Source organism: Limosilactobacillus antri DSM 16041 (genome assembly GCF_000160835.1).
Taxonomy (GTDB): Bacteria; Bacillota; Bacilli; order Lactobacillales; family Lactobacillaceae; genus Limosilactobacillus; species Limosilactobacillus antri.
The window spans coordinates 124,367-136,723 of sequence record NZ_GG700733.1 but is presented as its reverse complement, the minus strand read 5'-3'; the positions used below and the strand labels follow the sequence as shown (position 1 = coordinate 136,723).

The 12,357-nt window shown below is 54.2% G+C and carries 11 protein-coding genes and 1 pseudogene; 8 read left to right on the top strand and 4 right to left on the bottom strand.

Annotated features, from left to right (window positions below; all coding sequences use genetic code 11):
- Nucleotides 1-124: 124 nt before the first annotated feature.
- From HMPREF0494_RS04210 to HMPREF0494_RS04190, 5 genes are all read left to right on the top strand, one after another.
- On the top strand, nt 125-1,426 hold the full coding sequence (locus tag HMPREF0494_RS04210) for a YSIRK-type signal peptide-containing protein (RefSeq protein WP_040458786.1): 1,302 nt from the start codon (nt 125-127) through the stop codon (nt 1,424-1,426).
- Nucleotides 1,427-1,518: 92 nt separating this feature from the next.
- Nucleotides 1,519-2,076, top strand: coding sequence for an NADPH-dependent FMN reductase (locus tag HMPREF0494_RS04205; RefSeq protein ID WP_040458785.1), 558 nt, complete (start codon nt 1,519-1,521; stop codon nt 2,074-2,076).
- A 137-nt stretch (nt 2,077-2,213) separates the two neighbouring features.
- Entirely contained in the window at nt 2,214-3,386 is a 1,173-nt protein-coding gene (locus tag HMPREF0494_RS04200) for an iron-containing alcohol dehydrogenase (protein ID WP_007123693.1), read from the top strand.
- A 145-nt stretch (nt 3,387-3,531) separates the two neighbouring features.
- Nucleotides 3,532-4,440: an L-lactate dehydrogenase gene (locus HMPREF0494_RS04195; protein ID WP_007123692.1), complete on the top strand. Its 909-nt coding sequence runs from the start codon at nt 3,532-3,534 to the stop codon at nt 4,438-4,440.
- 144 nt (nt 4,441-4,584) lie between these two features.
- The gene (locus HMPREF0494_RS04190) at nt 4,585-5,544 is read left to right on the top strand and encodes a DNA-methyltransferase (RefSeq protein WP_040458784.1); all 960 of its coding nucleotides are present in this window, start codon (nt 4,585-4,587) and stop codon (nt 5,542-5,544) included.
- Nucleotides 5,545-5,595: 51 nt separating this feature from the next.
- Here the strand turns inward: HMPREF0494_RS04190 and HMPREF0494_RS04185 are convergent, their stop codons facing one another.
- Nucleotides 5,596-6,018: an OsmC family protein gene (locus tag HMPREF0494_RS04185; protein ID WP_007123690.1), complete on the bottom strand. Its 423-nt coding sequence runs from the start codon at nt 6,016-6,018 to the stop codon at nt 5,596-5,598.
- A gap of 145 nt (nt 6,019-6,163) precedes the next feature.
- On the opposite strand from HMPREF0494_RS04185, the gene HMPREF0494_RS04180 reads away from it, so the two are divergent.
- Nucleotides 6,164-6,595: an Rrf2 family transcriptional regulator gene (locus tag HMPREF0494_RS04180; RefSeq protein WP_007123689.1), complete on the top strand. Its 432-nt coding sequence runs from the start codon at nt 6,164-6,166 to the stop codon at nt 6,593-6,595.
- A 64-nt stretch (nt 6,596-6,659) separates the two neighbouring features.
- Here HMPREF0494_RS04180 and HMPREF0494_RS04175 read toward each other — a convergent pair whose 3' ends face one another.
- The 3 genes and pseudogenes from HMPREF0494_RS04175 to HMPREF0494_RS04165 form a co-directional block, all read right to left on the bottom strand.
- Entirely contained in the window at nt 6,660-7,097 is a 438-nt protein-coding gene (locus HMPREF0494_RS04175) for a GNAT family N-acetyltransferase (protein ID WP_007123688.1), read from the bottom strand.
- A gap of 11 nt (nt 7,098-7,108) precedes the next feature.
- Complete coding sequence (locus HMPREF0494_RS04170; protein WP_007123687.1) at nt 7,109-8,101, bottom strand: D-2-hydroxyacid dehydrogenase; 993 nt, start codon at nt 8,099-8,101, stop codon at nt 7,109-7,111.
- Nucleotides 8,102-8,104: 3 nt separating this feature from the next.
- Nucleotides 8,105-9,289: pseudogene (locus tag HMPREF0494_RS04165) on the bottom strand (aminotransferase class I/II-fold pyridoxal phosphate-dependent enzyme).
- Nucleotides 9,290-9,732: 443 nt separating this feature from the next.
- Here HMPREF0494_RS04165 and HMPREF0494_RS04160 point away from each other — a divergent pair.
- Nucleotides 9,733-9,975 (top strand): hypothetical protein, encoded by a 243-nt coding sequence (locus tag HMPREF0494_RS04160; protein WP_007123684.1) that lies wholly within the window; start codon nt 9,733-9,735, stop codon nt 9,973-9,975.
- Nucleotides 9,976-10,059: 84 nt separating this feature from the next.
- The gene (locus HMPREF0494_RS04155) at nt 10,060-12,273 is read left to right on the top strand and encodes an ATP-dependent Clp protease ATP-binding subunit (protein ID WP_007123683.1); all 2,214 of its coding nucleotides are present in this window, start codon (nt 10,060-10,062) and stop codon (nt 12,271-12,273) included.
- Nucleotides 12,274-12,357 lie beyond the last annotated feature (84 nt).

The following is a 12,357-nucleotide window of genomic DNA, read 5'->3' as shown; positions in this document are numbered from 1 at the left end:
TGTATATTTAAATCAGCGAACAATCTGGAAAGCAAATAAGGAAATAGGTTTAACTCCCGCTAACTTGTGCTGGATGGAAAAGCTGCAGATCCAACTTTTTTATGAACACAGGAGGAAGCTAAATATGTTTTCAAAAAATAATCGTTTCGCGATGGAACGCAAGCTGAGCGCCAGCAAACAACGCTTCGGCCTCAGAAAAATAATGGGCGGGGTAGCGTCGGTCCTCTTAGGGCTAACCTTCCTGTACGGAAGCCAGGCTTCAGCTGACGAGCTTACTTCGCCGGCACCAGCAGCGGTGAGCAGTCAACTGGTGACTAACGGGTCGACGGGTGCGGGGGACGTGCCGCCTGCCCCAGGTACAGTGGAATCGACAACCGGGGCAACGACAGTTGATTCAGCTCAGCAGGCGGTAACAGGCACTCCGGAAGCTGGAACCAGCCAGCCGGCAACGGCGGCCCCGACGCAGGCGACAGCGGGAATTAATGCGGAAGGGCAGCCGGAAAACCCGGCGCTTGTTAATCCGACCGCGCAGGCAGAAAAAGCGGATCCGTACCGCGAGGTCTGTGTGACGATCATCTTCAATGATACTGAAAGCAACTGGCGTGACTACGTGCACTTTCATCCTGACTACCACCTTGCCTTTTCCGGAGAAGACCTGAACCGGGATTACCTGCACCAGTTAGGTTTAGAGGTGGTTGATCCACAAGCGTGGTACCATTTTCATTCCTTCGAGGGTGGAATCATTGACCTCGAAATTTCCGTTCGCCACCGGCGGGAACAGCGAACGGAAAACAAGGACGTTGAGCAGGTGATCTGGGGAGTTGATGACCAGGGCAACCGCCATCAGCTGCATTCGCAGAAACAGACGGTGACCCTCCGGTATGAACTGAATCTGCGGACGGGAGAAAAGGTGTACCTGACGGCATTGCCGAAGTTTGATGACCACTACGTTACCGCTCCAGCTGGCTACCAAGCTGCCGACCTGTTTGTTGCGGGAACGATCATCGACCTTGACACCCCAGCACTGGTTGAAAAGACGGTTAATCTAACACCGGTTTTCACAGCCCAACCGGATCAGCCAGGGAGCTCAGACCAGGGCAGTGATGACCAACCAACTGGTCCAGACACCGGCACTCAACCGGGGACTGGTACGACCGGCGGAAATACTGGCAGCACGATTGGTGGTCAGCAAAGTCAACCAGTGCCCGTGCCGACCGCGGTAACGCCAACTGGCGGCGAACAGTCAGTCCAAGCAGCGGCGGGTGCTTCCGCTACCAGCAGTATTAACCAGAAGCAGAACGCGACCCTGCCAGCCACTGGAACTGGCGAAAATCGCGCCGCGACGGTTACTGGAGCGGCCATCCTCGGACTAATGGCCCAGCTGCTGACGTTTGGTTTCCTGCGGCGTAAGAAAGAAAATCAGTAACGAACTTTGGAACTGGCGTGCGAATTGGTGGCCGGTTCCTTTTTATTTGGACTATACTAACCAGTAGCAAGATAAGATTTGGAGGGATTCAGATGAAAAAAGTTGCGATTATTGTCGGCAGCGTCCGGCCGAACCGGCGGAGCACACAGGTGGCTGAATGGTTGCGGACCCAGTTATTGAAGAGTAACCAGGTTCATTTTGACCTGGTCGACCTCGCCAAGGTGAACTTGCCGATGATGGATGAACCGCGGCTGCCGTTTACGGGAATTTACACCCACGCCAAGACCCGGCAGTGGAGCACACTGATCCAATCTTACGACGGCTTCGTATTTGTCTTCCCGCAATACAACTGGGGCTACCCGGCGGTGATGAAAAACGCAATTGACTACCTTGCCAAGGAATGGGCGGGTAAACCGGTCAGCCTGGTAACCTTTGGCGGTCATGGCGGCAGTCAGGCGCAGCTGGCAATGCGGATGGTCGTCGGTGGCCTCAAGATGCAGGTGATGGCGGTAAACCTGGAGATTCGCCTGTCGCCCAATGATTCGCTAGCCGTAGCCGACCGCCGTCTTCACAGCTACGACAGTGATGCAGCGCTTTTGCGGACCGAATTCGAGCGCCGTTTAACGTCGGCGGCTGGTTCGGCTAAGTGAAAGAATACGCAAACCCGGAGGATTGATAGCCGTAAAATGCGACAAATCCGCCGAATTGGTTTGGGGAAATGATTGTAAACTAAGGAAAAGTATGCAATTATAGGACTGTTATAACGTATAGAAAGAGGTTGTGAAGAATGGAACGACAATTTGATTTTCTGATGCCAAGCGTAAACTTCTTTGGCCCCGGCGTGATCGAAAAGATCGGTGACCGGGCCAAGATGCTGAACATGAACAAGGTCTTAGTTGTTACTGGTGGTCACATCGGTAAGATTAAGAATGGTCCCGTGGACCAGACCTTGGCTTCACTGAAAAAGGCCGGTGTAGAATACGTGGTCTTTGACGGTGCCGAAGAAAATCCAAAGATTCGTGATATCAAGAAGGGGAAGCAAATCTACCTTGACAACAACTGTGACAGTATCATCACGGTTGGTGGTGGCTCTGCCCATGACTGTGGTAAGGGAATCGGGATTATCCTGACCAACGGTGACGACATTACCAAGCTGGCCGGGATTGAAACCCTCGACAAGCCGCTGCCGCCACTGATGGCCGTTAACACCACGGCCGGAACCGGTTCTGAACTGACCCGGCACGCCGTAATCACGAACGAAGAAACCCACCTGAAGTTCGTGGTGGTTTCCTGGCGGAACATTCCATTGGTATCGTTCAACGATCCAATGCTGATGCTGGGCATTCCACAGGCGACGACGGCGGCTACTGGTTTGGACGCCTACGTTCAAGCGGTGGAACCATACGTTTCCGTGGACCACAATGACATTACGGACAGCCAGTGTGAAAAGGCCATCAAGCTGATCCAGCAATACCTGCCAGAAGCGGTGGCGAATGGTAACAACGTCGAAGCCCGGACCAAGATGGTTGAAGGGGAAATGCTGGCCGGGATGGCCTTCAACAACGCCAACCTCGGTTACGTTCACGCCATGGCCCACCAGCTGGGTGGTCAGTACGACGCTCCGCACGGGGTCTGCTGTGCCTTAATGCTGCCAGTAGTCGAAGAATGGAACATCATCGCCTGCCCAGACCGCTTCGCTGAATTGGCCAAGATCATGGGCTACGACACGACCGGCATGACCACGATGGAAGCCGCCCACAAGTCGATCGACGGCATGCGGGAACTGGCGAAGTCCATTGGTATTCCGGACTCCATCAAGGCCATCGGTGCCAAGCCGGAAGACTTTGAATTGATGGCAGAAAACGCCCTCAAGGACGGCAACGCCTTCTCCAACCCACGCAAGGGGACTAAGGAAGACGTGGTTAAGCTCTTCCAAAAGGCCTACGACGGAATTTACTAAAAAGGTGAGTACAAACGATTTGTGGTCATTTTGCACGTTATCTTGATAATCTTTAATGAACAATAAGAGACTGGCGAGAAATCGCCAGTCTCTTTATAGTATAATAGAATAGTAAGAAAACGCTTACAGAGAAAGGAGCCTAATCATGCATAAGATTGGAATTATTGGCTTGGGGCACGTCGGGACAACGGTAGCCCATATTCTGCTGCTCAAGGGATTGGCTGATGAATTGGTCATGATTGACCAGGACGAAGGAAAGGTCGAAGCGGAATATTACGACTTTGCCGACTCCTTTGCCCGGACGGAAACATCCGCGGTCCTCAAGTGTAACGATTACGGGGAGCTAGCGGATGCCGACATCGTCATCACCAGCTTTGGCGACATTGAGGCGACGGCAAGGACGGGGGACCGGTTCGCGGAGCTGCCAATTAACAAGAAGAACGCCGCGGAAGTCGGTCAAAAGATTAAGGCCAGCGGCTTTAAGGGAATCCTGCTGAACATCAGCAACCCCTGTGATGCGATTGTCAACGAGTTGCAGAAGGCGACGGGGATGCCCCACCAGCGGATTTTTGGGACGGGAACCTTCCTCGACACGGCGCGCCTGCAACGGGCAGTGGGGGCCCACTTTGGCGAAGCACCGCAAAACGTTAGCGGTTTTGTCCTCGGCGAACACGGCAATTCGCAATTTTCCGCCTGGTCGACGGTTCGCCTGGACGGCCAACCGATCAGTCAATTTGCCGACGCTGGTCAGGTGGACTTGGCTAAACTGGACGAAGAAATTCGCCAGAGCGCTTTTCGGGTCGTAGCGGGCAAGGGCTACACCTCGACCGCGATTGCAACCTGCGCGGTCCGGATTGTCGAGGCGATCTTCAACGATAAGCACGAGTTTATGCCGGCCTCGGTTTACCTGGAGCAGTTCGGCACCTACATTGGCTATCCAGCCGTGATTGGCAAGAACGGGGTAGAGAAGATTGTGCCGGTTAAGCTGCCAGCCGCCGAAGCGGAGAAGCTGGCCGCGTCCGCGAAGACGATTAAGGAGAAAGAAGATGCGTAGCTGAAAATTAGGCTAGCTGCGCGCCGCCGGGGGTGGGATAGCGAACTGGGCCAACTAGTGCTGTCCCACCCCCGTTTGCTGCTTTTTTCCGCCGCCCCCTTTGCGCTATACTAATAGCTAAGAATGAAATGGGATGGTGAAAGAATGACTAAATCGGCCCGCAATAAGACCATTGACTTTGACCTCGACCACGCGCCCCAGGCGGTCTTAGAACAGATTGCCACGCTCCAGCCGGGGCCGGTTTCGCTCGCGGCAATTCGCGACCGAAGCATCAACGGGGATTCGTTTCAGGTGGTGCGGCAGTTTCCCGACCGGTTTGCTGACTTAGCATTGGTCGACCCGCCCTACAACCTGGATAAGCGCTACGACGGGCTGAATTTCAAGCACCAGTCGACCGGCGAGTATCAGGAGTATACCCAGCGCTGGATCGACCTGATTAAGCCGAAACTGACGCCGACCGCCAGCCTCTACGTTTTCGCCGACTGGCAGACCAGCGTCGCCCTCGCTCCGGTCTTGGCGGCTAATTTCACGGTCAAGAACCGGATTACCTGGCAGCGGGAAAAGGGCCGCGGTGCCAAGGGCAACTGGAAAAACGGCATGGAAGATATTTGGTTTTTGACGATGGACGAACGGGAATACACCTTTAACGTCGACCAAGTCAAGCAGCGGCGGCAGGTGATTGCCCCCTACCGGGAAAACGGTCAGGCCAAGGACTGGCATGAGTCCGCGGCGGGGCGGTTCCGCGACACAATGCCATCCAACTTTTGGGACGATATTTCGATTCCTTACTGGTCGATGGCCGAAAATACTGGGCACCCGACGCAAAAGCCGGAAAAACTGCTGGCGAAGCTGATCCTCGCCAGTTCCAACCCGGGTGACCTCGTCCTCGATCCCTTTGCGGGGGCCGGTTCCAGCCTGGTGACGGCCAAGAAGCTGGACCGGCACTTCGTTGGTATCGAGCAAAGCCGCCTCTACACGGCCTGGGGTGTTTACCGGCTCCAGGCGGCTGACCATGACCGGAGTATCCAGGGTTATACGGACGGCGTTTTTTGGGAACGTAATACCGGTGCCCTGCAGCGGCGTTTAAACAAGAAAAAGGGGTAATCGCTTTTCTGAACCATTATAATTGATGGTTCAAAAACGATTACTCCTTTGCTATTCCCGCACAAACCCGGCCGGCTTAAACTTCGTCCCGTGCATCAGTGTGTTTTCAACCGGGCACTTTTTGGCAACGTCGGCGAGGAATTGCTTGATATCCTCGTCGGATTCGTCACTGCGGACGTGCGCCTGATAGCGGATCTCGGTGAACTTTCGTAGTGATTCACCATCAATTTCCTCCCGGCCCAGGTCCCCTTCGACGTCGATCCAGAATGCTTGGAGATCGAAGTGGCGTTTTTGTGCTAGCGCGGTGGCGGTGATTGACTGGCAGGCGCCAAAGGAAGCCAGCAGGATTTCAACCGGGTTCATCCCGGTATTCGTGCTGCCGGGTTCGTCGAAGGTGATTTCAAAGCCCCGCGTACCGGCCGCCACCTGCATTCCCGTGGTGGTTTTACTTGCTCTAACTTTGTAAGTGCTCATTGCTTCAGCCCTCCTGATTTCTTTTCCTTAATTGTAATCGGCCGTCCCGCCATCAGCAACGAAAATGCTCCTTTGACCCGGCTCGTGGTTAGCGCCTATAATAGGGTATTATCTGGTTTAGCGCCGTCAAAGTGAGGAGAATGTAATGAAATATTCGCACCGGTTAAGTGATGCCGTCCACATCTTAGTGTATTTAGAAATTTTAGGGAGCAATAGCAGCTCGGCGATTGCGGAGAGTGTTAATTCTAACCCGAGCCTAATTCGGCGGCTGATTGCCCACATGGTCAAGGCTGGTATCCTTGAGCGGAGCGGCCAGCACGGCGAGATTACGATCAAGCTGACCCGACCCGCTGATCGGATCAGCCTGCTGGATATTTACCAGGCGGTGGAGAGCCACCAGGAATTTTTGGACGTGGACCAGGAGATTAACCGGCTGCACCCCCTAAGCCGGTGTATGCCGGAGGTGCTCGGTGCGGCATACCAGCGGGTCCAACAGGCGGCCGAGCAGGAAATGGCCCAGATCAGCTTGGCGGCGGTTGTCGACCAGGCCCGTGCGCGAATAAACGACACGCAATAATTAAACATAAAGACCTCCAAGCCGGTTGAAGTAAACCGCGGCATGGAGGTCTTTTAGTTTGCGGTCAAAGCGCGGGGTGCGTCATCGTAATGTGTTTTCGGCCGGCTTCGGTAAAGGGGTCCCCGGTCGGCGTGAAACCATACTTTGCGTAGTAGCCCTGAATGTAGTACTGGGCGTGGATGATGATTTCCATCCCTGGGAAAGCCCGGTGAATCCCGGTCAGGAGGCGGGTCATCAAGGACGCCGAGAGCCCGGTCCCCCGGTACTCCCTTTGAATAACGACCCGGCCAAAGCTGACCTGCTTGCCTGCCCGAAAGTAGCGGGCGTACGCGACGACCCGGGAGCCGTCGCAGCAGAAGAGGTGGCGGGCGGTGCGGTCCTGTTCATCGGGATCCGGGTATGAGCTTTCCTGCTCACCGTTGAAGACCTGTGCCCGGAGCTGGTAGATCCGGAACAGCTCGTCCGTAGTGAGCCCCGCAAATGATTTATCAAACCATTCCAATTTAAGGCCCCCTACTTGACTTCGTGCGGGGATGGCTTGCCGGCCAAAACGAGCAGGACGTCTTCGAGGGCGAAGTCAACCATGTTCTTAACGGCCAGGTTGGTAAAGAAGGCGATGTGCGGCGTCAGGATGACGTTGGCCATCGCGTGCAGCTCTGCCACTAGCGGGACGTCAGCGAGCCCCTTTTCCCGGCGGTCGGTCATGACGACCTCATTTTCCCCCTCGAAGGTGTCGAGGGCCGCGGCGGCCAGCTGGTGATCCTTTAATGCGGCAACCAGGTCGGCGGTAACCACGACCGGACCCCGACTGGCGTTAACCAGGCCGGCGGTCGGCTTCATCAGGGCCAGGTCAGGGGCCGCAATCAGGCCGGTCGAACTGGGGTTGAGGTCCACGTGGAGGGAAACCACGTCGCTTTGCTTGAGCAGGTCCTCCTTAGAAACGTATTCGACGATGCCAGCCATCTCTTCTCGGGGCTGCACATCAAAACCCAGCACCCGGGCACCGAGGGCCTTGAGGAGCTTAGCGAGGGTACCGCCAATCCGGCCGACCCCGATGATGCCGATGGTTGCCGTGTGAATTTCCATGGCCTGCTCATCGCTGAACCAGCGGAAATCGTTCGCGGCCACCTGCTGGTCAAACCGGTAGGACTTCCGCAGCAGCCGGAAAATCTGCATGAGGGCGTGTTCGGCCACTGAGCGCGGTGAGTAGGCCGGGACGTTGGTAACGGTCAGGCCGTTGTCATGAGCTGCTTGGATGTCTACCATGTCAAAGCCGGCGGTCCGGGTGGCAATTTGTTTAAGCCCGTGCGCCTTGAGCTGGGGGTAAACAGCTGGGTCCACGGGGCTGCGTTGCTGGATTACCAGGCCGTCGACTCCGGCCGTCAGCTCGACCGCGTCGTCAATCAGCTTGGGGGTGGTAATGATTTCAACATCGTGTTCCTGGGCAAACTGCTTGATGGCGGCTTGTTCGTCGTCCCGAACACTGGTCATCAGGATTTTAGTCATAAGTTAGTCCTCCTTGAGAAAGTCTGCAATTCGTTCGACCGCGGTTTTCAGGTTTTCCATGCTGGTGGCGTAACTGAGCCGCAGGTAGCCCTGACCGCCGGCGCCAAAGTATGAACCGGGGATGACGGCGACCCGGCCCTGCTTAGCTAACGCGGTGGCGAAGGCAACGTCGTCGGTGCCAGCGCTGGCGGGAATCTTAGCGAAGACGTAGAAGGCGCCGTTCGGGGTGGCCAGTTCAAAGCCAAGCTGGCTGAGGGCGCCAACGAGGTAGTCACGCCGCTCCTGGTAGGCGCCCTTCATCTGCTGGGTGGCCGCTTTCCCTGCTGGTGAGCCAAAGGCCGCGGTGGCCGCCGCCATTGCTGAGTCCGTCGCGGAGGTAATCATCATTCCGCTAAGGGCGCTGACCGGCCCCATCAATTCGCGGGGTCCGGCGATAAAGCCAATCCGGTAGCCGGTCATAGCGTGGGACTTTGAGGCCCCGTTCAGGATCAGGGTCTGCTCGGGGATGAATTAAGCGATGGAAGTGTGCTGCCCATCATAGACCAGCTCGGAGTAAATTTCATCCGCAATTACTACCAGGTTGGTGTCTTTGACCGCTGCTGCCAGCTCCTCAACCTGCTGGGCGGAGTAGGTCACCCCGGTTGGGTTGGAAGGGTAGTTCAGGATCAGGGCCTTGGCGTGGGGGTGCGCGGCAATGGTTTCTTTAAGCTGGGCCGGGGTTAGCACAAAGCCGTGGTCGCTGGTGTTGATTTCGACCGGCTGGCCGCCCAGCATGGTGGTAACTGCCATATAGAGTGGGAAGGTCGGTGTGGCAACCAGGACCTCGTCGCCGGGATTAATCAGGGCTGACAGTGCTGCATAAATTCCCTCAGTCGCTCCGATTGTCACCGCAATTTCACCGTTGGGATCGTAACCGAGCTGGTAGCGGTCTTGGAGGAAGTCGGCAATCGCCGTTCGCAGGGCGCTGGTACCGACCGCCGGTGCGTAGTGGGAATCGTTATTGTTGATGCTGTCGATGGCGGCCTCTTTCATGGCGTCCGGCACGTTGAAGTCCGGTTCGCCGAGGGTCAGCTTGACAATTCCCGGGACGGCGCTGGCCTGGGCGTCGAATTCCCGGATTCCAACTGGCTTGAGGCGGGCAAAGTTACGGTTGAGGTGGTTCATAATACTAGCTTTAGTTGTGGGCATGGTTAATTCCTCCTTAAAGTACAAAAAAGACCCGGACAGCGGTTAAGCATATCCGGGTCTTTTCATCAGATTGGAATGAGTATGATGAAGGAGTATTCCGGATACTTGGCAATTATCCGGAAGTCCCAATGATAAAATCACTGCTGGCTAGCGGATCTTAGGGCGCTAAACCAGAAGTAGTATGCACGATTTGATTGTTGCATAACTGATTTCATCATTACGGTCTCCTTGATTAACTGATTATTAATTATTCTAATTTAATTTTAATTATTGTCAAGAGAAAATTTAAGCTATCGTCGGTATAAATAGGAGCGGATTCCATCTGACAATGAACTGGCAGTATTTAAACAATATTAAATAATTTGATTTATATTTTAGGTATATTACACTTGTGTTATACCACAGATATGTTATAATAATTAGTGTGAAGGAAGTGAATAGCGATGCAGATCGACATTAAGAGATACTTAGAAGTCCACAATTTAACGATTTACCAAGTATCAAAGCGTTCTGGCTATGGCTACACGACTTTGCATAAATCATTTAATAAACCACAATCGAGTTCTACGTCGCTAAATCTACGCGACCTTGATGCTTTAGCTCGAGCCGAGCACAAGGCGATGTGGGAAGTCCTTCGTGATTTAGAGAGTCATTATCTGAAACATGATGATGGCCAGTCGTTGTAGCCAGTCCGCCCGTGTGGCGGCCAAGAATGTTAATTCTGACTACAATCTAACCTTTGAAACTAAAGCTTAAGGAGGTACTGAGTAATGGCACAAAATCCAATGGATCCATTTAACAGTGATATGAATGACATCTTCAACCAATTGATGGGTGGAATGAATGGTTCTGCAAACCGTCGTTACATGATCAATGGTCAAGAGGTAACTCCAGAAGAATTTGCTCAATATCGGCAAAACGGTCAGCTGCCTGGCGGTGCAATGCCGCAGCAGGGCGGCCAGCCTGGTCCACAGCCAAATGAAGGCAAGGAAAGCGTCCTGCACAAGCTGGGCCGGAACCTGACGGAAGAAGCCCGGCAAGGCGAGCTGGACCCCGTAATTGGGCGGAATAAAGAAATCCAAGAAACCGCTGAAATTTTAAGTCGGCGGACAAAGAACAACCCGGTCCTGGTTGGGGACGCTGGTGTTGGTAAGACGGCCGTTGTCGAGGGCTTGGCACAAGCGATCGTTGACGGCAACGTTCCGGCACCAATCAAGGATAAGGAAATCATCAGCATCGACATTTCCGGCCTGGAAGCAGGAACCCAATACCGGGGCAGCTTTGAAGAAAATATGCAGAAGCTGATTGATGAAGTCAAGAAGGCGGGGAACATCATCCTCTTCTTCGATGAAATTCACCAAATCATCGGCGCCGGTTCTACCGGATCCGACAGCGGCTCCAAGGGGATGTCCGACATCATCAAACCGGCATTGTCCCGGGGTGAAATCAGCGTCATCGGTGCGACTACCCAGGATGAGTACCGGAACACCATCATGAAGGACGCTGCCTTAGCTCGGCGGTTCAACCCGGTAACGGTAAACGCCCCAAGCAAGGCTGACACGGTTGCCATCCTGAAAGGAATTCGGGACCTGTACGAACGGCATCACAACGTTAAGCTGCCAGACGACGTTTTGCAGGCAGCGGTTGACTACTCCGTTCAATACATGCCGCAACGGGCTTTGCCTGACAAGGCGATTGACCTGATCGATATGACGGCCGCTCACCTGGCAGCAAAGCACCCGGCTCACGATGCTAAGCAGATTGAAAAGGAAATCAAGGCGCAGGAAAAGAAGCAGAAGGAAGCAGCAAAGAAGGAAGACTACAAGGCTGCCCAAGCTGCTAAGGACAAGATTGCTGACTTGAAGAAGCAGCTGAGCCAGAATTCCGAAGACGAAAAGGTAACGGCAACGCCAGAGGATGTTGCTAACGCCGTTGAACAAATGACTGGGATCCCGGTTTCTAAGATCGGTGCCAGCGACGTGGAACGGCTGAAGGACATGGACAAGCGCCTTGAAGGCAAGGTTATCGGCCAGGACGAAGCCGTTGAAGCCGTTGCCCGTGCTATTCGGCGGAACCGGGCCGGCTTCGATGAAGGGGAATCACCAATTGGCAGCTTCCTCTTCGTCGGCCCAACCGGTGTTGGTAAGACTGAACTGGCAAAGCAGCTGGCCCTTGATATGTTCGGCTCCAAGGATGACATTATCCGCCTGGATATGTCTGAATACTCCGACCGGACCGCTGTTTCCAAGTTAATCGGAACGACCGCGGGTTACGTTGGTTACGACGACAACTCCAACACCTTGACGGAAAAGGTTCGTCGGCACCCGTACTCCATTATCCTGCTGGATGAAATTGAAAAGGCAAACCCACAGGTAATCACCCTGCTGCTTCAAGTGCTGGATGACGGCCGTCTGACGGATGGTCAAGGCAACACGATTGACTTCAAGAACACCGTCATCATTGCTACTTCTAACGCCGGCTACTCCAACGACGCACCGGTTAAGCTGGGCAATGACAACGACGAAGAAGACCTGATCAAGAAGCTGACCAACTACTTCCGGCCAGAATTCTTGAACCGGTTCAACGCTATCGTTGAATTCCACAGCCTGACCAAGGAAGACCTGGAGAAGATTGTTGACCTGATGCTGGCTGACGTCAATGCAACCCTGGCGAAGAAGGGGATGGACGTTCAAGTTACCCCAACGGCACGCAAGTACCTGATTGACGAAGGTTACGACGAAGCCATGGGTGCCCGGCCACTGCGGCGGGTAATCGAACGGGAAATCCGTGATAAGGTTACTGACTACTACCTTGACCACTTGGACGCTAAGCACTTAGTTGCTGAAATGCAGGATGGCAAGCTGGTTATCGTTGACGCTAAGGACGCCGCCAAGGATGACAGTGACCAATACAAGTCCGCGGAAAAGCAAAGTGACGAAGACAAGAAAGATGACGAAGCTAAGGACGACAAGGAAGACAAGTAGTCGTTAGCGGGAACATCGTAATTAATAAAACCGGTTGGTGAAAACTTCACCAGCCGGTTTTTTCTATGGGGCAGCATTTTTGTT